The organism is Pseudarthrobacter sp. MOO14 (genome assembly GCF_058267675.1).
Genome location: NZ_CM177849.1, coordinates 2,218,842 through 2,244,710, shown reverse-complemented (window position 1 = coordinate 2,244,710; position 25,869 = coordinate 2,218,842). Strand labels below are relative to the sequence as shown.

At 66.9% G+C, this 25,869-nt stretch carries 24 protein-coding genes; 15 read left to right on the top strand and 9 right to left on the bottom strand.

Going from position 1 to position 25,869, the window contains the following annotated elements:
- Positions 1–42 precede the first annotated feature (42 nt).
- The 6 genes from AC4EEV_RS10485 (at position 43) to AC4EEV_RS10460 (ending at position 6,512) form a co-directional block, all read left to right on the top strand.
- Positions 43–771 carry a TetR/AcrR family transcriptional regulator gene (locus AC4EEV_RS10485; RefSeq protein ID WP_491328906.1) on the top strand — a complete coding sequence of 243 codons (729 nt, stop codon included), beginning with the start codon at positions 43–45 and terminating at the stop codon, positions 769–771.
- Positions 772–859: 88 nt separating this feature from the next.
- On the top strand, positions 860–2,914 hold the full coding sequence (locus AC4EEV_RS10480) for a PTS mannitol transporter subunit IICBA (RefSeq protein ID WP_018763672.1): 2,055 nt from the start codon (positions 860–862) through the stop codon (positions 2,912–2,914).
- Complete coding sequence (locus tag AC4EEV_RS10475; protein WP_018763671.1) at positions 2,914–4,077, top strand: mannitol-1-phosphate 5-dehydrogenase; 1,164 nt, start codon at positions 2,914–2,916, stop codon at positions 4,075–4,077. Before AC4EEV_RS10480 ends, AC4EEV_RS10475 begins: the two co-directional genes overlap by 1 nt.
- A gap of 209 nt (positions 4,078–4,286) precedes the next feature.
- The gene (locus AC4EEV_RS10470; RefSeq protein WP_491330872.1) at positions 4,287–4,778 is read left to right on the top strand and encodes a GNAT family N-acetyltransferase; all 492 of its coding nucleotides are present in this window, start codon (positions 4,287–4,289) and stop codon (positions 4,776–4,778) included.
- A gap of 41 nt (positions 4,779–4,819) precedes the next feature.
- Entirely contained in the window at positions 4,820–5,257 is a 438-nt protein-coding gene (locus AC4EEV_RS10465) for a MarR family winged helix-turn-helix transcriptional regulator (protein WP_133832347.1), read from the top strand.
- Between the two features lie 28 nt (positions 5,258–5,285).
- Positions 5,286–6,512 (top strand): MFS transporter, encoded by a 1,227-nt coding sequence (locus tag AC4EEV_RS10460; RefSeq protein ID WP_109864205.1) that lies wholly within the window; start codon positions 5,286–5,288, stop codon positions 6,510–6,512.
- A gap of 79 nt (positions 6,513–6,591) precedes the next feature.
- On the opposite strand, the gene AC4EEV_RS10455 is transcribed toward AC4EEV_RS10460, so the two are convergent.
- The 3 genes from AC4EEV_RS10455 to rraA all read right to left on the bottom strand — a co-directional run bounded on the left by AC4EEV_RS10455 (position 6,592) and on the right by rraA (position 10,530).
- Entirely contained in the window at positions 6,592–8,034 is a 1,443-nt protein-coding gene (locus tag AC4EEV_RS10455) for a sugar porter family MFS transporter (protein ID WP_026265121.1), read from the bottom strand.
- Between the two features lie 211 nt (positions 8,035–8,245).
- A complete protein-coding gene (locus AC4EEV_RS10450) occupies positions 8,246–9,910 on the bottom strand; it encodes an MDR family MFS transporter (RefSeq protein ID WP_018763666.1) in 1,665 nt (554 codons plus the stop codon).
- Between the two features lie 125 nt (positions 9,911–10,035).
- The gene (gene rraA / locus AC4EEV_RS10445) at positions 10,036–10,530 is read right to left on the bottom strand and encodes a ribonuclease E activity regulator RraA (RefSeq protein ID WP_018763665.1); all 495 of its coding nucleotides are present in this window, start codon (positions 10,528–10,530) and stop codon (positions 10,036–10,038) included.
- Between the two features lie 115 nt (positions 10,531–10,645).
- On the opposite strand from rraA, the gene AC4EEV_RS10440 reads away from it, so the two are divergent.
- The 5 genes from AC4EEV_RS10440 to AC4EEV_RS10420 all read left to right on the top strand — a co-directional run bounded on the left by AC4EEV_RS10440 (position 10,646) and on the right by AC4EEV_RS10420 (position 15,780).
- Positions 10,646–11,929, top strand: coding sequence for an MFS transporter (locus AC4EEV_RS10440; RefSeq protein ID WP_491328905.1), 1,284 nt, complete (start codon positions 10,646–10,648; stop codon positions 11,927–11,929).
- Between the two features lie 137 nt (positions 11,930–12,066).
- The gene (locus AC4EEV_RS10435) at positions 12,067–12,675 is read left to right on the top strand and encodes a TetR/AcrR family transcriptional regulator (RefSeq protein ID WP_018763663.1); all 609 of its coding nucleotides are present in this window, start codon (positions 12,067–12,069) and stop codon (positions 12,673–12,675) included.
- A gap of 286 nt (positions 12,676–12,961) precedes the next feature.
- A complete protein-coding gene (locus AC4EEV_RS10430) occupies positions 12,962–14,161 on the top strand; it encodes an NAD(P)-dependent malic enzyme (protein WP_285319050.1) in 1,200 nt (399 codons plus the stop codon).
- Between the two features lie 95 nt (positions 14,162–14,256).
- On the top strand, positions 14,257–14,760 hold the full coding sequence (locus AC4EEV_RS10425) for a DUF456 domain-containing protein (RefSeq protein WP_018763661.1): 504 nt from the start codon (positions 14,257–14,259) through the stop codon (positions 14,758–14,760).
- Between the two features lie 42 nt (positions 14,761–14,802).
- Positions 14,803–15,780 carry a hypothetical protein gene (locus tag AC4EEV_RS10420; protein ID WP_133832340.1) on the top strand — a complete coding sequence of 326 codons (978 nt, stop codon included), beginning with the start codon at positions 14,803–14,805 and terminating at the stop codon, positions 15,778–15,780.
- Here AC4EEV_RS10420 and AC4EEV_RS10415 read toward each other — a convergent pair.
- Positions 15,777–16,418, bottom strand: a complete 642-nt coding sequence (locus tag AC4EEV_RS10415; RefSeq protein WP_285319052.1) for a LysE family translocator — start codon at positions 16,416–16,418, stop codon at positions 15,777–15,779. The genes AC4EEV_RS10420 and AC4EEV_RS10415 overlap by 4 nt on opposite strands.
- A gap of 107 nt (positions 16,419–16,525) precedes the next feature.
- Between AC4EEV_RS10415 and AC4EEV_RS10410 the strand changes: the two genes are divergently transcribed.
- Positions 16,526–16,981: an Lrp/AsnC family transcriptional regulator gene (locus AC4EEV_RS10410; RefSeq protein WP_081624212.1), complete on the top strand. Its 456-nt coding sequence runs from the start codon at positions 16,526–16,528 to the stop codon at positions 16,979–16,981.
- Positions 16,982–16,986: 5 nt separating this feature from the next.
- On the opposite strand, the gene AC4EEV_RS10405 is transcribed toward AC4EEV_RS10410, so the two are convergent.
- The 3 genes from AC4EEV_RS10405 to AC4EEV_RS10395 form a co-directional block, all read right to left on the bottom strand.
- Positions 16,987–17,652, bottom strand: a complete 666-nt coding sequence (locus AC4EEV_RS10405) for a hypothetical protein (protein WP_491328904.1) — start codon at positions 17,650–17,652, stop codon at positions 16,987–16,989.
- A complete protein-coding gene (locus AC4EEV_RS10400; protein WP_018763656.1) occupies positions 17,649–19,130 on the bottom strand; it encodes a WXG100 family type VII secretion target in 1,482 nt (493 codons plus the stop codon). The genes AC4EEV_RS10405 and AC4EEV_RS10400 overlap by 4 nt, the downstream gene beginning before the upstream one ends.
- An 84-nt stretch (positions 19,131–19,214) precedes the next feature.
- Positions 19,215–19,682 carry an Lrp/AsnC family transcriptional regulator gene (locus tag AC4EEV_RS10395; RefSeq protein ID WP_018763655.1) on the bottom strand — a complete coding sequence of 156 codons (468 nt, stop codon included), beginning with the start codon at positions 19,680–19,682 and terminating at the stop codon, positions 19,215–19,217.
- A gap of 330 nt (positions 19,683–20,012) precedes the next feature.
- On the opposite strand from AC4EEV_RS10395, the gene gluQRS reads away from it, so the two are divergent.
- Entirely contained in the window at positions 20,013–20,909 is an 897-nt protein-coding gene (gene gluQRS / locus AC4EEV_RS10390; RefSeq protein ID WP_491328903.1) for a tRNA glutamyl-Q(34) synthetase GluQRS, read from the top strand.
- 9 nt (positions 20,910–20,918) lie between these two features.
- Entirely contained in the window at positions 20,919–21,536 is a 618-nt protein-coding gene (locus AC4EEV_RS10385; RefSeq protein WP_133832334.1) for an HD domain-containing protein, read from the top strand.
- Here AC4EEV_RS10385 and AC4EEV_RS10380 read toward each other — a convergent pair.
- Positions 21,533–22,849 carry an ATP-binding protein gene (locus tag AC4EEV_RS10380; RefSeq protein ID WP_491328902.1) on the bottom strand — a complete coding sequence of 439 codons (1,317 nt, stop codon included), beginning with the start codon at positions 22,847–22,849 and terminating at the stop codon, positions 21,533–21,535. The two genes, AC4EEV_RS10385 and AC4EEV_RS10380, sit on opposite strands and share 4 nt — an antisense overlap.
- 125 nt (positions 22,850–22,974) lie before the next feature.
- On the bottom strand, positions 22,975–23,925 hold the full coding sequence (locus AC4EEV_RS10375; RefSeq protein WP_018763651.1) for an L-lactate dehydrogenase: 951 nt from the start codon (positions 23,923–23,925) through the stop codon (positions 22,975–22,977).
- Between the two features lie 87 nt (positions 23,926–24,012).
- Here AC4EEV_RS10375 and ggt point away from each other — a divergent pair, with 87 nt between their 5' ends.
- Positions 24,013–25,845: a gamma-glutamyltransferase gene (gene ggt, locus AC4EEV_RS10370; RefSeq protein WP_491328901.1), complete on the top strand. Its 1,833-nt coding sequence runs from the start codon at positions 24,013–24,015 to the stop codon at positions 25,843–25,845.
- Positions 25,846–25,869: the final 24 nt, after the last annotated feature.

The window sequence follows — 25,869 nt, the reverse complement described above, 5'->3', positions numbered from 1 at the left end:
TTCAGTTCATATAGCAACGCTATAGGTGCTAGGGTAGCGGTTATGAGTTTGGATGGCCAGCTTCCCCCCAAAATGCGGCTGCTCCGTGCTGCCGCGGAACTGCTGGCGAAATCCGCGGGGGCTCCGGTGTCCACGCGCCAGATCACGCAGCTGGCCGGGGTTTCGGCTCCTACGCTGTACCACCACTTCGGTGACAAGGAAGGTTTGTTCGACGCCGTCGTCGCCGCAGGGTTTGAAGAATATGTCGCGGGCGAAAGGGATTTCGCCCCCTCCGGACAGCCCATCGAGGACATCCGGAGAATGTGGGACAACCACGTCCAGTTCGGACTGAACCAGCCCGAGCTGTACCTGGTGATGTTCGGCAATATCCGCCCGGAGAGCCGGCCTGCCATCGTGGCGGACGCCGAGGCGCTCATGGAGGAGATGCTGAACAAGGCAGCGGCGGCGGGCCAGCTGAACGTCCAGCCCCGGGAGGCAGCCAGGTCCATCCTGGCTGCCAACGTGGGCGTGACGCTGATGCTGATTGCGGAGCCCGCTTCCGAACGCAACCTCGAACTGTCCACCATGACCCGGGACGCCATGATCTTCGCGGTGTCCGCCGAGCCCGCCAGCGGCCCGGCCGCGGGCAGCACCGGAAAATCCTCGGTGGTGGTGGCAGCGATCGCCCTGAACGCCGCACTTCAGGCCTCGCACTCTGACCAGCTTTCCAGCTCGGAACTCAAGCTCTTCCTCGAATGGCTGCACCGGATCTCCACCAGCACCGCCGGCTAAGCCCCAATCAGCGCATTACCCAGCACTACGTCGTCGTAATCATTCGGACCATCCTGCGGAGCAGCAGGAATGACGGTTAGGAAATCACATGGCAACAGAGACAGTTGCAAAACCCCGCACCAGCGCGCGCGTGCACGTCCAAAAGTTCGGGACATTCCTGTCCGGCATGATCATGCCCAACATCGGTGCGTTCATCGCCTGGGGCATCATCACCGCCCTCTTCATTGAGAAGGGCTGGCTGCCGGTGCCGCAGCTGGGTGGATTCGGCGAGACCGACGGGAAGCCCAACATCGGCCTCGTTGGCCCCATGATCACCTACCTGCTGCCCCTGCTGATCGGCTACACCGGCGGCAAGATGGTCTACGACGTCCGCGGCGGCGTGGTGGGTGCCATCGGCACCATGGGTGTGATTGTCGGTGCCGGCATCCCCATGTTCATCGGCGCCATGATCATGGGCCCGCTGGGCGGCTGGACCATGAAGAAGATCGACATGCTGTGGGAAGGCAAGATCCGCCCCGGCTTCGAGATGCTGGTCAACAATTTCTCCGCCGGCATTTGGGGTGCCTTGCTGGCCCTGCTGGGCTTCTACGGCATATCGCCCCTGGTCACTGCGTTCAGTACGGCTGCGGGCAACTTCGTGCAGTTCCTGGTCCACAACGGCCTCCTGCCGCTGACCAGCATCTTTATCGAGCCGGCCAAGGTCCTGTTCCTGAACAACGCCATCAACCACGGCGTGCTCACCCCGCTGGGCGTGCAACAGTCGCTGGACCAGGGCAAGTCCATCCTGTTCCTGCTCGAAGCCAACCCCGGCCCCGGCTTGGGTATCCTGCTCGCGTACACGTTCTTCGGCCGTGGTGCCGCCAAGGCGTCGGCCCCCGGCGCAGCCATCATCCAGTTCTTCGGCGGCATCCACGAGATCTACTTCCCGTACGTCCTGATGCGCCCGCTGCTGATCCTGGGCGCCATCGCCGGCGGCATGACCGGCATCGCCACCCTCGCCGTCACCAACTCCGGCCTGGTGGCACCGGCCGCCCCGGGCTCCATCTTCGCCGTGCTGGCCCAGACCTCCCGCGACAGCTACTTCGGTGTGATCCTGTCCGTGGTCCTCGCGGCGGCAGTTTCCTTCCTGGTGTCCTCGGTCATCCTGCGGACCACCAAGCACAGCGATGAGGCGGACCTCGGCGACGCCACCGCCCGCATGGAAGAGATGAAAGGCAAGAAGAGCTCGGTCGCCTCAACCCTCACCGGCGCCGGCGTCGGAACTGCCGCGGGTGCGGCCGCCGGCCGCGGCGGGGTAGGCGTCCTGGCCGGCCCGGTGCGCAACGTGGTGTTCGCCTGCGACGCCGGCATGGGCTCCAGCGCCATGGGAGCCTCGGTGCTGCGGAACAAGATCAAGGCCGCCGGGTTCCCCGACGTCAAGGTCACCAACGCCTCGATCGCCAACCTCACCGACAGCTACGACGTCGTGGTCACCCACCAGGACCTCACCGAGCGTGCCAAGCCCGCGACGTCCAGCGCCGTGCACTACTCCGTGGACAACTTCATGAGCAGCCCGCGGTATGACGAGATTGTTGAACTGGTCCGCGAGAGCAACACCGAGCGCGAAGGCTCGGCCGACGCCGGCGCCACCCACGGTGCGCACGCCGCCGAAGCCCCGGTGGACGCTGCCCCCGCTGCCGCGGCAGGAACCGCCGCTTCCACGGCCGGGACCTCCGAGATCCTGGCACGGGAGAGCGTGGTCCTGACGGGTTCGGCCACCACCCGCGACGCTGCCATTGACGAAGCCGGCAGGCTCCTGCTGGCCCGGGGTGCCGTGGATGAGGGCTACATCGCCGCCATGCACGAGCGTGAGGAATCGGTGTCCACCTACATGGGCAGCTTCCTGGCCATCCCGCACGGCACCAACGCCGCCAAGGACCACATCCGCAAGTCCGCGGTGTCCGTGATCCGCTACCCCGAAGGCATCGACTGGAACGGCAAGGAAGTGAAGTTTGTGGTGGGTGTCGCAGGCATCAACAACGAACACCTGCACATCCTGTCCTCCATCGCCAAGGTCTTCACGAACAAGGAGCAGGTGGCCCGGCTCGAGGCTGCCACGTCCGAGGATGAAGTCCTGGAGCTTTTCGGAAAGGTCAACTCATAGTGAAGGCAGTACATTTTGGCGCCGGCAACATCGGCCGCGGCTTCGTGGGCCTGCTCCTGCACGATGCCGGCTACGAGGTGGTGTTCGCGGACGTGGCCGATGAACTGATCACCCGGCTGGCGGCCGCGGACAGCTATGCGGTCCACGAGGTGGGTGAGAACCCCGCCGTGCGGACCGTGGACAACTTCCGGGCGCTGAATTCCAACACCCAGGAGGCTGAGCTGGTCGCGGAAATCGCGACCGCGGATATCGTCACCACAGCGGTGGGTCCGCACATCCTGAAGTTCGTGGCGCCCGTGATCGCCAAGGGCATCGTCGCCAGGGAGCCCGGCCGGGCTCCCCTGCAGGTGATGGCCTGCGAGAACGCCATCAACGCCACGGACATCCTGGCCAAGGAAGTGGCCGCCCAGCCGGGCGCAGCAGCCGGGGCCCTGGATGGGAAGGTGGTCTTCGCGAACACGGCCGTGGACAGGATCGTGCCCAACCAGGAGCCCGGCCAAGGCCTGGACGTCACCGTGGAAACCTTCTACGAATGGGTCATCGACCGCACCCCGTTGGGTGACTCCGCGCCCGTGATCCCCGGGGCCACCTTCGTGGACGACCTCTCGCCGTACATCGAACGGAAGCTCTTCACCGTGAACACCGGGCACGCCTCCGCCGCCTACCTGGGGTTTGAGGCGGGGCTGGAAAAGATCTCCGACGCCATGGCGGACCAGGATGTGGCGGAAGATGTCCGGGCGGTGCTGGAGGAGACCAAGCAGCTCCTGGTGGCCAAGCACGGGTTCAGCAACGACGAGCAGGAGGCGTATGTCCAGAAGATCCTGGTCCGGTTCTCCAACCCCTACCTGCCGGACACCGTCAACCGGGTGGGCCGCGCCCCGCTGCGGAAGCTGAGCCGCCACGAGAGGTTCATCGGCCCGGCGGCGGAGCTGGCAGAACGCGGCGTGGTGCCGGAGGCCCTGCTGGGCGCGATCGCTGCCGCACTCCGCTTCAACGATCCCGCAGACGCCGAGGCCACCGAACTCGCGGGCATCCTCGGCTCCGCCAGCCCGGCTGATGCCACGGCCAGGATCACCGGACTTGAAGCGGACCACCCGCTGTTCAGCGCCGTCGCCACCCTCGTGGAGGAACGGCAGGCCGAACTGGCAGGCGCCCCCGCCTGACGCGCGCCATCCCAGCGACGCCGGCATCCACTTCATCGCAGGAGTGGGTGCCGGCGTTCGTCCGTCGTGCAATACCCCGGAAACCCCCGCTCACCTTTTGCCCGCTTTCCCGCAACGCCCGCTCACCTTTTGCAGGCTTTCCCCAAACCCCCGCTCAGATCCTGTGCCAAGCTGGGCAGGTGACCGATACCCAACGTGCCGTGACTCCCTTGCTGACCGCCGACGTCGACGGCGGTACGTTCCGCCTCCGCCATGCCACCCCTGCCGACCTCCCGGCCATGGTGCAGCTGCTCGCCGACGACGCCCTGGGCGCCGGCCGCGAGACCGCACAGGACATTAAGCCCTACCAGCGGGCCTTTGACGCGATCGACGCCGACCCCGCCCACCTCTTGATCGTCGGCGAGACCGTGCCGGTGGGGGACCAGGCCGGCCCCGTGGTGGCCACCTTCCAGCTCAGCTTCCTTCCCGGCATCTCCCGGCAGGGTGCCTGGCGTTCGCAGCTCGAGGGCGTCCGCGTTGCCGCGTCCCTTCGCGGGCAGGGCCTGGGGAAGCTGATGGTGGGCTGGGCCGTCGCGGAATCCCGGCGCCGGGGTTGCACCCTGATGCAGCTGACCACGCACCACAGCCGCTCCGCGGCGCACCGGTTCTACGAGCAGCTGGGCTTCGAGGCCAGCCATGTCGGGATGAAGTTGACGCTCTGAGCCTTGACTGTTAGGTGCCCTAAATGTTAGGCTACCTAACGATGAACGACGATAACGCACTCCAGGAACTTGCCAGCGGATTCCGCGAGGCCCTCCGCCACAGCGTCTACCTGGTCCGGCGCCTCGACGCCGACGGTGAACTCAGCGCCGCCCAGCTCAGCACCCTCAAGATGCTGCTTGACGAGGGCCAGCGCGTCGGCGAGATCGCCCGCAATCTCGGGGTCCGCGTCCCCAGCGCCACCGAGCAGATCATCAAGCTCGAACGCGCCGGGCTGGCCCGCCGTGAACCGGACCCGAACGACTCCCGCGCTGTCAGGGTGATCCTGACCCCCGAGGGCCGGGACGCCGTCGACTCGGCAAACCGGCGCCGCAACCAGGTGATGGCAGGCATCCTGAGCACCCTCAGCGACCAGGACCGCAAAGCCCTGGCTGACGCGCTGCCGGTCATCGACAAAATCAACGCTTCCCTCCAGAACTGAACCAGTGACGAATTTAGGAGTATCCTCCATGGACGGCCAGCTCGCAGAAACCCTGCCGGCACCAGAAAACACCCTGCAGGCTGAAAAGGCCTCATTCCTCAAGCAGCCGAAGGCGGTGTGGGCCACCGCGCTCGCTGCAGTGTTCGCCTTCATGGGCATCGGCCTGGTGGACCCCATCCTCCCCGCCATTGCCACCAACCTGCAGGCGAGCCCCAGCCAGGTCTCGCTGCTCTTCACCAGCTACTTCCTGGTCACTGCACTCGCCATGCTGATCACAGGGTTTGTCTCGTCACGGATCGGCGGCAAAAAGACCCTCCTGATCGGCCTGGCCGTCATCGTCATCTTCTCCTCGCTCTCCGGCCTGTCCGCCAGCGTCAGTGAGCTGGTGGGCTTCCGGGCCGGCTGGGGATTGGGCAACGCCCTGTTCGTGGCCACGGCCCTTGCCGTCATTGTCGGCGTCGCCAGCGGCGGTGCCGGGACCGCTATCATCCTCTACGAAGCCGCCTTGGGCCTGGGCATCTCGCTCGGCCCGCTCCTGGGCGCCCTCCTGGGCGGCTGGCAGTGGCGCGCGCCGTTCTTCGGCACCGCCGTCCTCATGGCGGCCGCCTTCATCGCCCTCATTGCCCTGCTGCCCAAGACGCCGCTGCCCGAGCGCAAGGTCCGCCTGCGGGACCCCTTGCTGGCACTGGGCCACAAGGGACTGCGGACGACGGCGGCGAGCGGCCTGTTCTACAACTACGGCTTCTTCACCATCCTGGCTTTCACCCCGTTCATCCTGGGCATGAACGCCTACGGAATCGGCGGCGTCTTCTTCGGCTGGGGCGTGGCCGTGGCTGTGTTCTCCGTCTTCGTGGCACCGCCGCTGCAGGCCCGCTTCGGTGCCGTCAAGGTGCTGACCGGCACGTTGTTCCTGCTCATGCTGGACCTGGCCGGGCTGGGCCTGGCGGCGGGGCACTCGGTGCCGGCCGTCGTCGTCCTGGTGATCGTCGCCGGTGCCCTGCTGGGCGTCAACAACACGATCTACACGGAACTGGCCATGGGTGTCTCCGATTCGCCCCGCCCGGTGGCGTCCTCCGGCTACAACTTCGTCCGCTGGATGGGCGGCGCGCTGGCCCCGTTCGCGGCTGCACAGCTCGGTGAGCACTTTGGCCCGCAGGTTCCGTTCTTTGCCGGCGCGGCGGCCATGGTGGTGGCCATCCTGATCGCCCTCGGCGGCCGGGCCTACCTCTCGTCACACGAACCGCACGTGGTGTAAGCGGCCCGACAACAAACAAACCCTCCATCACGCCAGGTGATGGAGGGTTTTGTTGTTTCCAGCGAAAGCCGGGGCGGCGTTACGAGGCCTTCTTGGAACCCTTGGGCACGAACAGCGTCTCTGCCTGCTCCAGGGACATTCCGTTGGTCTCCGGCACCTTGAACATCACGAAGAAGAAGGAAGCCGCCGCGAACAGCGCGTACATGGCGTACGTCAGGGGCAGCGAGCCTGCGGCCATCACCGGGAAGCTGAGGGTGATGGCGAAGTTGGCCACCCACTGCGCGGCAGCTGCCAGGCCCAGGGCCCGGGCGCGGATCTTGGATGGGAAGATCTCGCCCAGGAGCACCCACACCAGCGGTCCCCAGGACGCGCCGAAGCTGATCACGAACACGTTGGCTGCCACGAGCGCCACCGGTCCCCAGGCGCCCGGCAGGGTGATGTCCTCGCCGCTGCCCGTTGCCGAGGAGAACGCAAGGGCCATGGCGCCCAGGGACACCGCCATTCCCACGGAGCCGGTGAGGAGTATGGGGCGCCGCCCAATACGGTCCACCAGGGCGATGGCCACCAAGGTAACCAGGATGTTGGTGACCGCCGTTGCCACCGAAATGGCCAGCGAGTCCTTTTCCTGGAACCCGACGGCCTTCCACAGGGTGGTGGAGTAGTAGAAGATCACGTTGATGCCCACGAACTGCTGCAGCACGGACAGGATGATGCCCACCCACACCACCGCCTGCAGGCCAAACGCCTTGCCGCGCAGGGAACCCTTTTGGCCGGCCAGCTTGTCTTCCTCGATGGCTTCCCGGATGTCGCGGATGTGCCGGTCGGTGTCCTCGGCGGGCGCAATCGAATCGAAGACCTTCCGTGCCTGGTCCTCCTTGCCCTGGAACACCAGGAAGCGCGGGGATTCAGGCAGCGTGAAGGCCACCCAGCCGTACACGACGGCGGGAACGGCGGCGGCAAGGAACATCCACCGCCAGGCTTCGATACCGAGCCAGAACGACTGGTCCGCGCCACCGGCCGTCGTGGCCAGGAGCGCATCGGAGAGCAGGGCTGCGAAGATACCGGTGGTGATGGCCAGCTGCTGCAGGGAGGCCAGGCGTCCCCGGACCTTGCGCGGTGAAATCTCGGAAATGTAGGCGGGGGCGATCACGGACGCCAGGCCGATGCCCAGGCCGCCCACCAGGCGCCAGAAGATCAGGTCCCAGACGCCGAAGCAGAAGCCCGTGCCCACGGCGCTGACCAGGAAGAGCAAGGCGCCCAGCTTCATGGCGGGAATGCGGCCGTAGCGGTCCGCCACCTTGCCGGCCAGGAAGGCCCCGGCGGCGCAGCCAAGCAAGGCGATGGCGACGGCGAAGCCGGTCACGGCCTCGGACAGGGCGAATTCTTCCTTCATGGCGTCCACTGCACCGTTGACCACGGACGAATCGAAGCCGAAGAGGAATCCGCCCACCGCCCCCGCGAGCGCCAGCCAGATCACCCGCCGTGGAATCCGGGTGGTTGTCTGCTCCTGTGCAGTGGGCATGGTTCTCCCTGGTGTTGGGGGTTTATGGATGCGGTGCGGACGTCGTCGGCTGCTGTACCGGCCCAAAGGGCCGGCGCACACGCGCTAAACAGTGTGGCACGCCACCGCCGCAGGTTCCACTTGGCGCCCCTTGCCCCACAACTTGCCCCGCAACGAAAAACGACGACGGCGGGCCGTGCCGCCGTCGTCGTTTCTCCGTGCGCTTCCGGGCCTAATGGGCCGGAATCTGCATGTCGTCCTTGTCCTGCGGCGAGGCCTTCTGGTCCGTCAGCTTCTTCCGCGGCAACGCAAAGCTGATGAGGAACGCCAGGCCCGTCAGGGCAGCAGCGGTCAGCATCACGGTGTCGATCGAGGTGGCGAAGCCTTCGGTGATGGGCCTGGTCAGGGTGGAGTTGGCCGTGTGCAGCCAGCTGGTGTCGTTCAGCGAATCGTTGGAGGCGCCGTTCTTGAAGAAGTCATACAGCTTGGCGTTGGCGGGATCGGACGCGACGGCGGGGTCCTTCAGGACGGCGAGGTAGGCAGGATCCGTGGTGGCGCTCTTCATGCCGTCCGCGATCCGGCTGGCGGCCAGGCTGAAGAGCATGGAGATGAACACGGCGGTACCCACGGCGCCGCCCATGGAGCGGAAGAACGCCGCGGAGGAGGTGCCTACGCCCATGTCGCGCGGCGGAACGGAGGTCTGCATGGCAAGGGTGAGGGGCTGCATGCAAAAGCCCAGGCCCACGCCGAAGAACACGGCGATGAGGCCGGGAACCCACAACCCGGTGTCCACGCCCAGGGAGAAGCCCATCACCAGGGCGGCAGCGGTCAGGATGCCGGTGCCCATGATGGGGAAGATGCGGAACGTTCCGGACGCGGAAATGGTGCGGCCGGCGGTGATGGAACCGAACAGGATGCCCACCGTGAAGGTGATCATCATCAGGCCCGCCTGTGTGGGGGTGAGGCCCTTCACCAGCTGCAGGTACATGGGAAGCATGGCGATGGCGCCGAACATGCCGATGCCGATGATGAAGTTCAGCAGCGAGGACAGCCCGAACGTGACGTTGTGGAAGAGCCGCAGCGGGATCAGGGCGTAGTCGCCGGCGCGCTTCTCGGCGAGCAGGAACCAGGCAATGCCCACGACGCCCAGGCCATAGCAGAGGAAGGAGTTGACCGAGGCCCAGCCCCAGGAGCGGCCCTGCTCGGCCACCAGCAGGAGCGGAACGATCGCCACCGTGATGGCCGCGGCGCCCCAGTAGTCGATCTTCTGCTTCAGGTGCTTCGCCGGCAGGTGCAGGAACAGGAACACCACCGTCAGGGCGGCAAGGCCGATGGGGATGTTGATGAAGAAGACCCAGCGCCAGCCGTCAAAGCCCAGGATGTTGGCTGATCCGGCGAACGCGCCGCCCACCACAGGGCCGAGAACCGAGGAAATACCGAAGACGGACATGAAGTAGCCCTGGAACTTGGCACGGTCCTTGAGGGAGACGATGTCGCCGATGATGGTCAGCGCCAGGGCCAGCAGCCCGCCCGCGCCGAGGCCCTGGATGCCGCGGGCAATGGCCAGTTCGGTCATCGAGTGCACCGAGCCCGCGTACAGCGAACCCACCAGGAAGATGGCGATGGCCGTCAGGTACAGCGGCCGGCGGCCGAAGATGTCGCTCAGCTTGCCGTACAGCGGGGTGCTGACGGTGGAGGTGATCAGGTACGCGGTGGTGGCCCACGCCTGCAGCGAGAGCCCGTCGAGATCGTTGGCGATGGTGTAGATGGACGTCGAAACGATGGTCTGGTCCAGGGATGCGAGGAACATGCCCAGCATCAGGCCAACCATTACCGTGACGATCTGGCGTTGCGTCAGTGTTTCTCCGGCGCGGGGCGCGGCAGAGGCTTTGGACATGGGGGCTCCAGGGGAAGAAAAGGATATAAGCAGCGATAGTTGCTTTCAGTAACTATCTTACTCGCACTTTTTATTCCCCGCCCTGCCAACTTTCCGCGGTTGCCGTTGCCGGGCGCGCTCCCTGCCTAGGCCTCCACGAGGATGCCGTCCGGGTCGCACCAGATGGCGGCCCCGGCACGGATGGTCACGCCGTCGATCACCACGTCCACGTCGACCTCCCCGGCGCCGGCCTTCAGGCTCTTCTTCGGGTTGCTGCCAAGTGCCTTGACCCCAAGGTCCAGCCGGGCAAGGGCCTCCCGGTCCCGGATGGCGCCATTGATCACGACGCCGGCCCAGCCGTTCGCCACGGCGCTTTCGGCGATCATGTCCCCCATGAGGGCCGTCCCCAGCGATCCGCCGCCGTCCACCACCAGGACGGCGCCGTTCCCCGGGGATGCGAGCGTCGACTTCACCAGGGCGTTGTCCTGGAAGCACCGGATGGTCCGGGCCGGGCCGTTGAAATGCGTCCGTCCGCCCAGCGACTGGAACTGCAGGGAGATCGATGCCAGTTCGGAGCCGCGCTCGTCATAGAGGTCTGCAGTGTTCACGGCTGGGTTTCCCGCGGGAGTGGGTGCGCTCATCTGTTGCTCCTTGGTCTTCAGTGACGGGGCACCGGGGCGGGGCCCCGCGGCCAGGTACGGCCCACGATAGTCTGATTCCCACCGCCAACCGGCCGCACCAGGGGGAGCCAAGCCAATGAGTCTGTCCAAGAAGCCTCTGCCGCCGGGCGGCTCCGCACCGGAAAGTGCGACGGCGGCGCTCGCCGAGCCGGTGCAGAAGGTCACCGCTCGGTGGGTCACCGGCCTGGTATTGGTGAACGTCGGCATCAACGCCGCCTTCTTCGGCCCGATCAACGTGTTCATCGGCCAACAGGCCATCAGTATCGACGCGCCCAGCAAGGAAGCCATCCTTTCCTTGGTGACGGCCTGCGGTGCCGCCGTGTCCTTGGTGGCCAACCCGCTTTTCGGCGCCCTCTCGGACCGGACCACCTCGCGCTTTGGCCGCCGTGCCCCGTGGATTTTGGCAGGGGCGCTGCTGGCGACGGCGGCCCTGCTGGCGATGTCGTTTTCCGGCGCCGTGGCGCTCATGGTGCTTTTCTGGTGCCTGGTGCAACTGGGTGCGAACGCCGCCTATGCTGCCATCACCGCCGCCGTCCCGGACCGGGTGCCCGTGGCCCAGCGCGGCGGCGTGGGCGGGCTCGCGGCCATGGGCCAGACCCTGGGCATCCTCACCGGCGCCGTCTTCGGGGCGGTGGTTGCCGGCAACTTCATGGTGGGCTACTGGCTGTGCGCCGCGGCCCTCCTGCTGTCCGTCCTGCCGTACCTCTTCCACCGGAACGATCCCGTCCTGCCGGCGTCGGAACTGGAGGCTTTCCGCCCCCGCGTCTTTGCCAAGGGCTTCTGGATCAGCCCGGTGCGGTATCCGGACTTCGCCTGGGCGTGGCTGACGCGGTTCCTGGTGAACGTGGGCAACCAGCTGACCATCGTGTACCTGCTGTTCTTCCTGCGGGACGTGATCGGCTACCCTGACCCGGCCGCGGGGGTACTGGTCCTGACCGGCATCTATGCGGTGATGGTGATGATCACCGCCGTGCTGGCCGGTCCCTGGAGCGACAGGGTGGGCCGGCGGAAGCCGTTCGTCATCGGTTCGTCCGCCACGATCGCCATGGCCGGGGCCATCATGGCGTTCTTCCCCGTGTGGCCGGGCGCCCTCGCGGGGGCAGCGGTCCTGGGCATCGGCTTCGGTGCCTACCTCGCGGTGGACTTCGCTCTGCTGACCCAGGTCCTCCCGTTCGCCGTCAGCCGCGGCAAGGACATGGGCGTAATCAATGTGGCCAACTCCCTGCCCCAGGTGGTTGCCCCGGCCCTGGCGCTGGTGGCCGTGACGTACGCGGGCGGCTACCGGACCTTGTTCCTCACCGCCGCCGTCATCGGGCTTTTGGGCGCTGTTTTCGTCGTCAAGATCAAGGGCGTGGACTGACCCGAAGGCGGCCGAAGGTAAGCCCGCTGACCAACCTGCTCGGTGCGGTTGCCGTATAGTTGAACCGGGCTGCAGGGTGGTACGGAAGTGGGGGCACTCCTGGCCGCAGTCCCCTAAAACACAACCCCGGAATGCTGATGCCCGAGACTTTTTCAGACCATCCGCCCATGGCCGCCCGGCCTTCCGCTCCCCGCCAGCGCCTCCGTTACGCGCGGATCCTCGACACCGCCGCAGCGTTTGCCCGCAAGGGACTGGACGCTGTGGAGCTCTCCGAAGTCGCAGAAAAAGCCGACGTCCCGCTGGGGACGCTCTACCGGTATTTCCCGTCTCCCACCCACCTGATGCTCGCGCTCTTCCGGCACCAGCTGGACGAACTGCAGGCCGGTGCCCGTGGATCATCGCCGCGTTTCCGCGGACGTGCCCTCTCCGGCCTGGTGATGGAGATTTTCCACATGCGCGTCATGCAGCCTGCCGTGGAACAGTGCCTGAGCCGGAGTGTGTACCTGCCGGAGCGGGATACCACGGAGCTCCTGCGCGAGATCGACGCGCTCAGCGAGAAGCTCGTTGCCGGCGCGTGCGGCGATGCGGTGGGCGCGCGGGTCCTCCTGCTGACCGTCACTGGTCTGGTCCAGTCCGTGCGGAACCGCCGGCTTTCCCTCTTCGAAGCCGAGGAAGACCTCAAAAAAGCCTGCGGTCGCTTGTCTCCGGAGGCTGAATCCGGATTAACAGTGACTAAATCCGCGTAACTGGTCTAGACCAATGCGCAATTAAATCCGCCATAATGCCGTGATCTGGATCACTAAAAGGCCTGCTTAAACCTTTTGGCACTGCATCAGGGGTTCCGTGACGTTCCTGCCGGACGTTTGTGGGTGCCTACCATGGTCGCACCGGAGCGGCAGGGCGGAAACACCCCCGGCGTTCCCCTGGACCCGCCACCCTTGGGTTTCCGGTCGCACTACTTTCCCCGCTGGGCCCGGCCGGGTTCCAGCTCCATGTGCCGTGCGCCCACGGCGAGCACCAGGAGACAACGACGTGTCCATTGACGCAGTTACCGCCACCGACAACTCAGCAGCGACGGCCCTGACCGAAGACGAAATCTTCGGCGCCCACCAAGGCGGCAAGCTGTCCGTGACCAGCACCGTTCCGCTCTCCAACAAGCGGGACCTGTCCATCGCCTACACCCCTGGTGTTGCCGAAGTCAGCCGCGCCATCCACGCCAGGCCTGAACTGGCCCGCACCCTCACCTGGGCCGAGCGCCTGGTGGTCGTGGTCAGCGACGGCACGGCCGTCCTGGGCCTGGGCAACATCGGCGCCAGCGCCTCGCTGCCCGTCATGGAAGGCAAATCGGCGCTCTTCAAGACCTTCGGCGACCTCGACTCCATCCCGCTGGTCCTGAACACCACCGACGTGGACGAGATCGTGGAGACCCTGGTCCGGCTGCGCCCCAGCTTCGGCGCCGTCAACCTCGAAGACATCTCCGCACCGCGCTGCTTTGAACTCGAGGAAAAGCTGATCGAGGCGCTGGACTGCCCCGTCATGCACGATGACCAGCATGGGACCGCCGTCGTGGCCCTCGCAGCCCTCACCAACGCCGCCAAGGTGACCGGCCGGGGCCTGGAAGGCCTCAAGGTGGTGGTGTCAGGTGCCGGTGCCGCCGGGATCGCCGTCGCCGAGATCCTGCTGGCCGCCGGCATCACCGACGTCGTCCTGCTGGACTCCCGCGGTGTCATCAACAGCAGCCGCGCCGACCTTGCGGCCGACACCGCCAGCAAGAAGGCGGACATCGCAGCCCGCAGCAACCCCCGCGGCATCACCGGCGGCCCCGCCGAAGCGCTGGCCGGCGCGGACGTGTTCATCGGCGTCTCCTCCTCCAAGCTGGCCGAGGAACACCTGGCCCTGATGAACCAGGACGCCATTGTGTTTGCCCTGTCCAACCCGGACCCCGAAGTCCTGCCCGAGGTAGCCGTGAAGTACGCCGCGGTGGTGGCTACCGGCCGCAGCGACTTCCCGAACCAGATCAACAACGTCCTGGCCTTCCCGGGTATCTTCCGCGGCGCGCTGGACGCCGGCGCACGCCGCATCACGCCGGCCATGAAGCTGGCTGCCGCCCGCGCCATCGCGGAGCTGGCCGCCGGGGACCTGTCGGCCGACTACATCGTGCCCAGCCCGCTGGACCTCCGCGTCGCCCCCGCGGTCACCGCAGCCGTCGCCGCGGCGGTGGAAGCGGAGTAGGCCCTCGCCTGGGGACAGGCAACGACGGCGGTGCCTCCTTCGCGGAAGGAGGCACCGCCGTCGGGCGCTTGAGGAGCGCCCCTAGACTGGGGACCATGACCTCCGAAACCGTGGTGACCATCCTGTGCGGCCTGGGAATCCTGGTGGGCGTGGCCGGCACCATCATCCCCGTCCTTCCCGGCAGCGTCCTGGTAGGCATCAGCCTGCTGGCCTGGGCCATCTGGGGCGGCGCCGGCACCGTGGGGTGGGTGGTTTTCGCGGTGGCCATGATCTTTGTTGCCGCGGGCATGACCGCCGGCGCCGTGCTCACCGGCAGGAAGCTCAAGCAGCACGCCATCCCCAGCCGGAGCGTCGTGGTGGCGCTCGTGGCGGCCGTTGTGGGGATGTTCATCATCCCGGTGCTGGGACTCTTCGTTGGTTTTGCCGCCGGCCTGCTGGTCAGCGAGTTCCTCCGCACCAGGGATTTTCCGACGGCGGCCAGGTCCAGTTGGGCTGCCCTGAAGGCCACCGGCCTGGGGATGCTCGCCGAGTTCGGGCTGGCCTGCCTGGCCGCCAGCACCTGGGTGGTCGGAGTATGGATTGCGGCCGCCGGCCGCTGACCGCCCGGCGGGGCCCCACCCCTTCCCGGTTAGCATGGAACGATGAGCGCCGGGGACACCGCACCGATCTATTGGGACAGCCGTGACCTCACGCCGTTCGGGCACGCCCAGCTGCGGACGCCGGTCCACGACCTTGCCGGCGGCGTGGGCGGCCTGCTTACCGGCGTGCTGGGCGGACGGAACCCGGCCCTGCTGTCCATCGACGGCGAGGTTCCGAGGCTTAAACGGTTGCCGTCAAAGCCCGCCAGGGCCGTCCACGAGGCGGTCTTCTCCAGCCGCGAACCCGAGCGGCTGATCTACCTGGCGCGGACCTACCCCGGCTGGGCCGGGCTGTGCTACCTCATGGCAGGCCTCCTCGAGTACAAACACGGCGGCTACCTCCGTGCCTCCGAACTCCTGCAGCGCGGGCTCACCACCCGGAACGATGAGGAGGCCAACCGGTACTCCTCCACCTACCTCACCAGGATCATCACCCGGATCGAACTGGCAGAACGGGTGGAAATCCCGGTGCTGTTCAGCGAGGAGTCGGTGTTCCTGGCCCTGGCCCATTCGTTGCGCGAGACAGGCCGCACGGAAGCTGCCCTGGACGCCCTCTCGGGGTTGCCGCCGTCACTCCCCATGGCTTTGGCCCGCTGCTCGCTGGCCCTGGACCTTGGCCGGAGCCGCACTGTCATCGATTGGACGGAGGGCTTGCTGAACGCCGACGACCTCTCTGCTGCCCTGCTCCTGGTCCGAGCCCGGGCGCTGCGCCGGGAAGGTCGGCTGGACGCGGCGCAGCAGGCCATCGCCGAGGTCCTGCGCCGCCGCAAGACCCACCTGGCACTCCGCAACGACGCCCTGACGGACCGCGCGCTGCTGGTCTTGGAGTCAAGCCGGCGGTCCCTGAATCCGCGCGACTGGGGACGCCGGCGCGGGGACCCGGAGCCGCAACGGGAAATCGGGGCGCCGGTGCCCATCCGCAAGGACGAGGAAATGCGGCGGATGTGGGAGCAGGACTGGAAGGAACTCAGCGGTGACTAGGCGCGGCCGGCGAGGAACGGCACCACCTGCTCGCCGAGCAGGACGGTCCCCAAAGCAACCATGATGATGCCGCTGGCAAGGGTCACCACGCGCGCAGCCCCGGGCCGGCTCTGCAGGAGCGTCCTCGAGAGCAGTGCCACCGCCGTGTAGACCAGCCCCGCCAGGGCCACGAACGTCATACCCAGCAGTCCCGACTGCACCGGCACCGGCAGGGAGGCGTCCGCGCTGACGAACTGCGGAATCAGCGCCACATAGAACAGCAGCCCCTTGGGGTTGATCCCGCTGGTCCCCATGCCCTGCAGGAAGGTGCGCAGCCGCGTTCCGGAGCCGCCTGCCGCCGCGGCACCAAAGCTTGCACCCCGCCAGGACCGGAGGGTCCCAATGCCGAGCCAGAGAAGATAGGCCGCACCGGCCAGGGTGATCCAGCCCAGGAGACCAGGCATTCCGGCCAACAGCGCCGCCAGGCCTGCCACCAGCAGGACGGTGTGGAGGATGTAGCCACCGCAGAGCCCCGCCACCGCCGGCACCAAACTGCGCTGCCGGAGGCCGGCGGCAATGGTGTACGCCCAGTCCACTCCCGGCGTGCAGGCCAAAGCGGCGGCCACCACGATAAAGGCCAGGAACAGCTGGGGATTCACGGGGGTTCTCCTGTCGACGGTGTCTCAAGAGCAACCTTAGGGAGAATCACGCCATAAGTGCTGTCCGGTTTTCGCCCGCCTCGCGGTACGGGCAGTATGTTTATTGCGTGATAGACGGCATTGACAGGAATATTTTGCGCTACCTCCAGGAGGATGGCCGGATGACTGCCACGGCGCTCGCCGCAAAGGTGGGGCTGACGGTGGCGCCCTGCCACCGCCGGCTGCGTGACCTGGAGCAGTCCGGCGTGATCCGCGGCTACAAGGCGGACATTGACCCGGCGGCGGTCGGCCTGGGTTTCGAGGCGATCGTGTTCGTCACCCTGCGCCAGGTGGACCGTCCCACCATGGAAATCTTCGAGAACCGGGTGGCGGACAATCCCAACATCGTGGAGGCGCAGCGGTTGTTCGGCTCGCCCGACTACCTGCTGAAGATCATCGCCGCAGACCTGCCCGCCTACCAGCGTTTTTACGACACCGAACTGACATCGCTTCCCGGGGTGGAGCGGTTGACGTCCACCCTCGTGATGAAGAACCTCAAGTCCAACGCCGGTCCGCCCGTGTAGGAAGGCTAGGTCAGCGGGTTGACGTGGACGATGATGACCTGGACGTCCTTCGAGCCGTCGTAGCGGAGGTCGTAGTTCACTTCAAGTCCCGTGCTGGTGCCGGACGTGATGGAGAAATTGCTCTTGGTGCCCGGATTGCTTTCCATGCTGCTGATCCACCTCTCCGCGGCGGCAGAGTCCACCCCATACTTCTCAACCCCGTCCCGGATCAGGCCGGTGTACTCCTCCAGCGACCCTGCAGTCAGGAAATAGGTCACCTCGCGGAAATCGGGCTCCTTTTCCGTGGTGCTGAAGCGGATGCGGTCTGTTTCGGCCTGCACGTCTCCGGTGGGACCGGCAATGGTCAGGGAAATCTTGCCGAGGTCGCGGGTGTTGATCTCCGGGCCAAAGCTGTCGTCGGTCAGCCTCACCGACGCTTTTTGCAGCCTGCCCGAGCGCATGTCCAGGCGGGCGGTCCTCGTCTCGCGGATGGCATCCACGCCGGCGGCGTCAAGGGTGGAAAATTCGGAAGTGTGCACGGTGCTCCCTGCGGAAGGTGATGAGGCGGACGGCGGAGTGGAGGTCGGGACGGCGGGCGCGCAGCCCGCCAGTGCAGCAGCGGCCAGGAGGACCAGGACGACGCCGGCACGCGGCCGCAGTGCGCGGCCGGCAGAAAGAAAGGGCGTTGTCACTGGTGCACCTCGGCTCCGAAACCATCAAGGAAGCGGCCCATGATGGCAGGGATGTTGTTGGTGGGCCGGTACTGGTCCACCCGGGCATCGAAGTCGGATCCGATGATCCCGGCCGCGCGGGCCGGATCTGTTGCCAACAGATGCTGATAGGCAGGCAGCGTGTCCTGCTTGATGAGGTTCCAGCGCTGGTCCGCGTTGGCGATGTTGCCGTCCGGGAAGCCGGTGGTGAAATCGGTGCGGAACTGGGCCGGGTTGTCCCAGTTGGTGAACGGGATGTTCTGCGGGCCGGGACTTTCCACGCTGAAGCTGTAAGGAAATACCTCCGGATAGCTCCTGGCGCCCGGGATGGAGGGTTCGCCGGCGAGGGTCACCATGTATGTCACGGCTTCGCCGCCGGGGTGGCTGCGCATGGAGTCGTAGTCGTCCGCGATGATGTCGTTCTGCTCGCGGTAAAGCAGGGCCGTATTGCCCTTCCGAACTTCATCCGGAATGCCGGAGTCCACCTGGGCCCATGCACGCGCCGTCTCGGGATCGATGGCGCCTGAGTCGCGGAGCCGGTTGATTTCTTCGATACCGCCGTTGAGGTAGGCCTGGTGCTGGCGTGCCTGGTCAAGGAAGATTTCCTTGTTCATGTCCAGCATGCTGGTTTCGTAGAAGCGGATCTCCTGGTCTGACATGCCGGCAAGCTGCTCCAGCTGGTCCAGGACCGGCAGGGGAACATCGGAGGCCGGGTTGTCCGCGATCTGGCGGGCCAAGTCCCGCAGCACGGCCATGTCCCGGAAACCGCCGGCGAACGATGGCCCGATCATGTTGGCCATTCCAGCCCACTGGAGGTCGGGGTTCGCGAGGTAGGCCTGTCCGTAATAGTCGTAGACGCTGCGGATGGTATTCCAGTTGTATTCGGTCCCCTTGGAGGTGTCCCAGGTGGAGGGGTCGATCCCCATCTGCAGCATCGCTTGGTTGTTCCAGTACGAGCTGAGGAAGTCCGCATATTCCGGGGACTTCTTCTCGATCAGCCCGGAATCTGCGGCGGCGTCCATTGCTGCCTTGGCCGCCTCCGGGTTGGCCAGGGCCCACTGGCGGAACTCCGCGCCCTGCAGGTACTGCAGCCGCTCCGAGGGGGACATGCCGGTCAGCAGATCCGTCAGTTCCTGCGCAGTACCGCCACCGGACGCGCCCGAGCCTCCTGTTCCAGTCCCGCCGGAACCGCCGGCACTGGCTTTCTCCTGCTCGTCCGCGTTGGCCAGCAATGCTTTGGACGCCGATTCCAGCCCTGCGGTGGCAGACCTCAGCAACCTGGCGTGGGAGGAGGTCCACTCGCTGCGGAACCTGTCGCCGTCGTGCCCCTTCCACAGCCCTGAAGCGATGCTGCTGGAGAGCTGCTGGCCCAGGGACTCTAGCCGGCTCGCACTCCTGGACAGGTCCTTGGCAAGCTGCCGGAGCTGTGCCACATCACCGCCGTAAAAATTCCCCGCCATATTTTCCCCCTGTTGGATCCCGTGCCAGCCTAACCGCAGCCGCCGACCGGCGGCGATGGGGAGAGCTGCCCTGTGGGCGCCAGGCTACCCCTGCCCCTCCTGCAGGAGCCCGGTGGTCCGGTACGGGATGACCTCGCGCAGGAACATGCTCGTTGAGGTGCGGACAATGCCCGGGCAGAGGCGGATCTCCTCGGAGACCCGGTAGAGATCGTCGGGGCTTTTGGCCACCACGCGGATCAGCAGGTCAGTGTCCCCCGCGGGGGCATGGCATTCCAGGACTTCGGGGATCTTGCGCAGCGCAGCGATCGCCTCGTTAAGGTGGCTTTGGTCCAGTTCTGCGCTGACAGCTGCGGCCACGCCACGGCCGAGCGCGGAGGGCAGGACCCGGCTGCTGTTGGGGCGGAGGGCGCCCGAGGCGGCCATCCGCTCCAGGCGCGACTGGACGGTGCCGCGGGCAAGGCCCAGTTTCTGGGCAAGCACCATGATGGGCACCCGTGGATCGTTATCAAGCGCGGCCAGGATGCGCCTGTCGGTCGAATCGAGTTCCTGCAATCTGACCACTTCCTGCTTTGCTGTGCATCATCAATTAGTCAGTCTGACCAGTCCGAGTGACCTCGGTTGCGCCTACTGTAGGGCATCTGCTGAAATCATGGCAATAAGGGATGCAGGCTACCGCCGCAGCCCCGCAGGCTACAGGATCCCCGGCACACCACCCGGACCCTGGACCAAGCTTCCCGCAGGGACGCTGCCGCAGATTGACTCTTGTTCACACCAATGTCATTCCGCATCACACGGCAAGAGCCCCTGAGCTACCGACGTCGGCATTCCCCGAAGTCATCGGTAGCTGAGGGGCTCTTGTGCTGTTCCGTTTAAGGTGGATCCATGACCTCCGCCGGACGTTTCGCCCCCAGTCCCTCCGGTGACCTGCACGTCGGAAACCTGCGGACCGCCATCCTCGCCTGGCTCTTTGCCCGATCCACGGGACGGGCGTTCCTCCTGCGGGTGGAGGACCTGGACCGCGCCCGCGCCGGATCAGAGGCGGGACAGCTGCGGGACCTCCAGGCCGTCGGCGTGACCTGGGACGGCGACGTGGTGCGGCAGACGACACGCGGGCCCCTCTACGCCCGGGCCATTGCCGGCCTGGAACAGGCGGGGCTCACCTACGAGTGCTTCTGCACGCGCCGGGAAATCCAGGAAGCAGCCTCCGCGCCGCACGCTCCCCAAGGCGCCTACCCGGGGACCTGCCGGAACCTGGGCCGGGCGGAGCTGGAGTTCAAGCGCTCCACCCGGCCCGCGGCCCTCCGGCTGCGGGCGGACGTCACCGAATTCACGGTCCATGACACCCTGCACGGCGAGTTCACCGGGGTGGTGGACGATCTTGTGCTGCGCCGCAATGACGGTGTCACCGCGTACAACCTCGCGGTGGTGGTGGACGATGCCGCTCAGGGCATAGACCAGGTGGTCCGGGGTGGGGACCTCCTGCCGTCCACGCCACGCCAGGCGTATCTCGCGTCCCTGCTGAATATTCCCGTACCGGAATATGCCCATGTGCCCCTCGTGGTAAACGTCGACGGCGCCCGGCTGGCGAAGCGCGACGGCGCCGTGACCCTGGCGGACCTGGCAACGGCAAGGGTGGACGCAACCCGGGTCCGCGACGCCATCCTCGAATCCGTGGGCCTTCCGCCCGGTCCGTTGGACCATGCCCTGGAGTCCTTTGACCCCAGCTCGCTCCCCATGGAGCCATGGACGTGGCCGGGCGTGCCCGGGGCGGGCGCGTAGGCTGGACCCATGCCAGAAACAGGAACCGCGGACGCGAGCCTCCACGGGCCGCGATTCACGGTGGAGACTGCCAAGGTCCTCGCCGAAGTTGCCCACAACCGCCAAAAGGACAAACTCAAGCGGCCGTACCGCGAGCATGTCCTGGCCGTCGGCGACGCCCTTGCGGACTTCGACGACGACATCCGGATCGCCGGCTACCTGCATGACATCGCGGAAGACACCCCGATCACCCGGCAGGCGCTGCTGGACATGGGCGTCTCCGAGCGCGCCGTGCGCATCATCGAGCGCGTCACCAAACGGCTGCACGACAACCCCGACGACTACCAGGCCGGAATCCGCTTCATCGCCGAGGACCACGACGCGACCCTGGTCAAAATTGCCGACAACGCCCATAACTCGCTGCCCGAACGGGTGAAGGCCCTCGCGGAAAAGTGGCCGGACAAACCGCCCGTCACCCGCTACGACGACGCCCGGCCGGTGCTGTACGCGGCGGTTCCCGTGGAGGAAACCCGCAAGATCCTGGCCCGGATCAACCCCTGGCTGCTGGAGGAATTCGACGCCATGCTGGACGAGGACGACGACACCGACTACGAGAACCTCTCCTACGACGACGTTTCCGGGGATTAGACCCGGCCCAGCGAGCCGATGTCTTCCAGGAAATCCGCCTGCACCTCCGCGCTGACGGTGGTGCGCGTTTCACCGACCGCATCCAGGTAATCCTGGGTGGACGGGCCCTTCCGCACCGCCTCGCGCACCGAAGCGTCACCGCCCGATGCCAGCCCGCCGTCGTCGTACACTGCCTTTTCCAAAGCCCGCTGGGAAGCGCTGCGGGCAGCGTACTCGATGTCCGCCGGCGAAAACCCTTCGGTGCGTTCCACCAGCAGTTCCACGTCCACGGCGTCCACCACGGCCGCGGGGATGAACCGCTGCCACATCGCCTCGCGTGCCTGCCGGTCCGGCAATCCGATGGGAATCACGTAGTCGAACCTGCCGTGGCGCAGGAAGGCGGAGTCCAGCGCCCGGATGAAATTGGTGGCGCACACCAGCAGCCGGCCGGGCTGCTCGCGGAATGCCGGAATGATCTTCAGCAGCTCATTGGTCACGCCCTGCAGCGGCGACGGCGGATCACCGGCCCGCTGGGACGCGATCTCCTCCACCTCGTCGATGAACACCACGGCGTGCTCCAGCTCCGCGATCTCCAGGAAGGTCTCCCGCAGCGCACCGGCCAGGCCCTGCGGGTCGCCGGCCAGCCGGGACGGGAACACCTCCACGAACGGCCACTCGAGCCGGGATGCGATGGCCTTCGCGAACGTGGTCTTGCCGGTGCCAGGCGGGCCGAAGAGGACGACGGCGCGCGGCGGCACCACGCCGAATTCATCGGCCAAGTCCGCCTCGGCCAGCGGGAGCACCAGGCGGCGTTCCAGCAGCTCCTTTTCCTTGCGCATGCCGGCCACGTTCTCCCACAGGTCCCGGGCGAGGACGCGGCCGCCCAGCTGGCCCAGGGCCCCCAGTTCCTGGCGCTGCACCGGAATGGTGCGCTCGAAGTACCGCAGGTTCTTCTTCAACGCAAAGCCCCTGCCCAGGAAGGCCTCCACCCGCGTTTCGGACTCCGGCATCAGCGCTGAGAGCTTGTTCAGCCCGTGCGGGGCCATCCGGTTCTCGACGGCGGCCAGCAGCGAGGTGCCGATGCCGCGGCCCCGGTATTCGGGGAGGGTGGCCAGGAACACGATCCACCCTTGGTCGTGCGCGGCGCGTCCGACCGCGGCGCCCACCACCTGGTCGCCCTGCACCGCCACCACCGCGTGGTCCTTCTCGCAGGACGCGAGGACCTCGGAGAGCGCATACACAGGTTCGACGTTGTTCGCCTTCAGGGTCTCCCAAAGGTGCAGGATCCCGTCGAGGTCCGCCGAGTGGAAATCCCTGATCCGCCAGTTGGTCATGGGTTGCTCCTGTTGGTTCGTCGTTGAGCCAGTGTGGACATCTCAGGTGAGCATATGCGAACCGCGCAGCGGGCGGGGTTGCGGCGGCGTTGCATGACGCCGGCCGCCCGTCCCCGTGGCCCCGCTCAGATCCCCAGCGTGTCCATCGTGTTCCGCAAGGTGTCAGCGGAAACCTGCAGGGCCGCCAGTTCGCCGCCGTCCATGGGTGTGTCCAGGACCCGGTGCACCCCGCCGCGGCCCACCACGCTGGGAAGTGACAGCGCCACTCCCGAGATTCCGTACTGCCCGGACAACACCGTGGAGACGGGGAGGACGGCATTGTCATCGCGCAGCAGCGCCTCCACGATGCGGGCGCCGGAGAGGCCGATGGCATAGTTGGTGGCCCCCTTGCCGGCGATGACCTTGTACGCGGCCTGCACCACGTCCCGGGCCGTGGCGGCCAGGTTCTCGGAGGTGAAGACCCGCCCGCCGCCGTCCGTCCAGTCGCGGATCGGGACAGGCCCGATCGTGGCCCCGGACCACAGCGGAAATTCGGTGTCGCCGTGTTCGCCCACCATGCTGGCATGCACGCTGGTGACGGAGACACCTGCACGCCGGGCCAGCAGCCAGCGCAGCCGGGAGGTGTCCAGGACGGTGCCGGAAGAGAAGATCCGCTCCGGCGGCAGCCCGGAGATGCGCTGGGCCGCGACCGTCAGGACGTCGCACGGGTTGGTGACCAGGACGTAGACGGCGTCCGGCGCCCGCTCCAGGAGCTGCGGCATCAGCTGTTCAAGGATCCGGACGTTGGTGCCGGCCAGGTCCAGGCGGCTCTGCCCCGGGTTCTGCTTGGCACCCGCGGTAATCACCACGACGTCGGCACCCTCCGTGACGGCGATGTCCCCGCCGCCGGCCACCGTCGCGGACGCCGCGGCGAACTGGCTGCCATGGGCAAGGTCCAGGGCCTCCGCTTCGGCCTTGGGCGCATTGACGTCGAACAGGGCGATACTGCTTGCCGAGCCACGGATCAGCGCGGCGTAGGCCAGCGACGTGCCTACGCTCCCGGCCCCCACTACGGCGAGTTTGGATCCACCAGGCATGGTGCCCTTCCTTTCGGAATCGTTGAGTGTGTCCTACCCGAAGAGTAGCGTGGCCACCATCACACGAACCCCCACTAAGGAGCCACCATGCCACATTTCGGACGCCGGCTCGCTGCTGTGACGGCGGCGCTGGCCATCGGCGTGACCACCGGGGCCATCAGTCCCGCTGCAGCGGACCCCCGGCAAACCGACAAGAGTCCCACGGCCACCGGGTACGGCGGCGCGGTCAGCACGGTGGACCCGGAAGCGTCGGCAGCGGCCATCGAAGTCCTCCGGAAGGGCGGGAACGCCGTGGACGCCGCGGTTGCCGCCGCAGCCACGCTGGGCGTCACCGAACCCTACAGCGCCGGCATCGGCGGGGGCGGCTATTTTGTCTACTACGACGCCAAGTCCGGGAAGGTCAGCACCATTGACGGCCGCGAGACTGCGCCGGCCGGAATCAAGCCGGATGCCTTCATCAATCCCGCTACCGGCAAGCCCTACCCGTTCACCCCGGAACTGGTCACCAGCGGCGTCTCCGTGGGCGTGCCCGGCACCCCGGCCACATGGGAACGTGCGCTGGACCGCTGGGGCAGCATCAGCCTGGGGGACGCACTGAAACCGGCCATCAAGGTGGCGGACCGAGGTTTCGTGGTGGATGAGACCTTCCGCAACCAGACCCAGGACAACCAGACGCGGTTCGCGGCGTTCACCTCCACCAAGGACCTGTACCTCCAGGGCGGCAAGCTGCCGGAGGTGGGATCGGTCTTCAAGAACCACGACCTCGCGGACACCTACCGGCTGCTGGCACGCAACGGAATGGACGCGTTCTACAACGGTCCGCTCGCCGAAGAGATCGCCAACACCGTCCAGAATCCGCCCAAGTCCCCGGACACCAAGCTTCCCGTTCCCGTTGGCTCCATGACGGCGGAGGACCTGGAAAACTACCGGGCCGTGGACCAGGACCCCACCCACGTGAACTACCGCGGCTATGACGTCTATGGCATGGCACCTTCCAGCAGCGGCGGCACCACCGTCGGGGAGTCCCTGAACATCCTGGACGTCTTCGACCTGCCGGCCTTGAAGGCAGACCAGCCTGCCGTCCTGCACCACTACCTCGAAGCCAGTGCCCTCGCGTTTGCCGACCGCGGGAAGTACGTCGGCGATCCTGCCTTCGTGAAAGTCCCCACGAAAGCCCTGACTGATCCCGTCTTCGGCAAGGAACGAGCCTGCGAGCTGGACCCAGCCCATGCCGCAACCAAGCCGGTCCTGCCCGGCGACGTGACCTCCTACGACGGCGCCTGCCCGGCCGGGCCGGCTGCTGCCGCCGAGGAGAAGGACACCGAAAACATCTCCACCACCAACATGACTGTCTCCGATAAGTGGGGAAACGTGGTGGAGTACACGCTGACCATCGAACAGACCGGCGGGTCCGGCATGGTGGTCCCCGGCCGCGGCTTCCTGCTGAACAACGAGCTCACGGACTTCTCCACGGTGTACAGCGCCACCGATCCCAACCGGATTGAGCCGGGCAAACGGCCGCGGTCCTCGATGTCGCCCACCATCCTGCTGGAGGACGGCAAGCCGTTCCTGGCCCTGGGCTCCCCGGGTGGCTCCACCATCATCACCACGGTGCTGCAGACCCTGGTGAACAAGATCGACTTGGGTATGAGCACCCCGGACGCCATCGCCGCGCCGCGTGCGTCGCAACGGAACACGGCCAGCGTCACGGCCGAGCCTGCCTTCATCGATAAGTACGGGGCAGCCCTGACCTCGCGATTCGGCCACACGCTGACCCCGTCCGGCGACTCCTTCACCTCCGCCTCGGAGATCGGGGCGGCCACCGCCATCGAATTCCTGAAGGACGGCCGGACCCTCGCCGCCGCGGAGCCGGTCAGGCGCGGCGGCGGCTCGGCCATGGTGGTCAAACCGTCACAGTAGGAGGACCACCGCATTAAGCGCCCG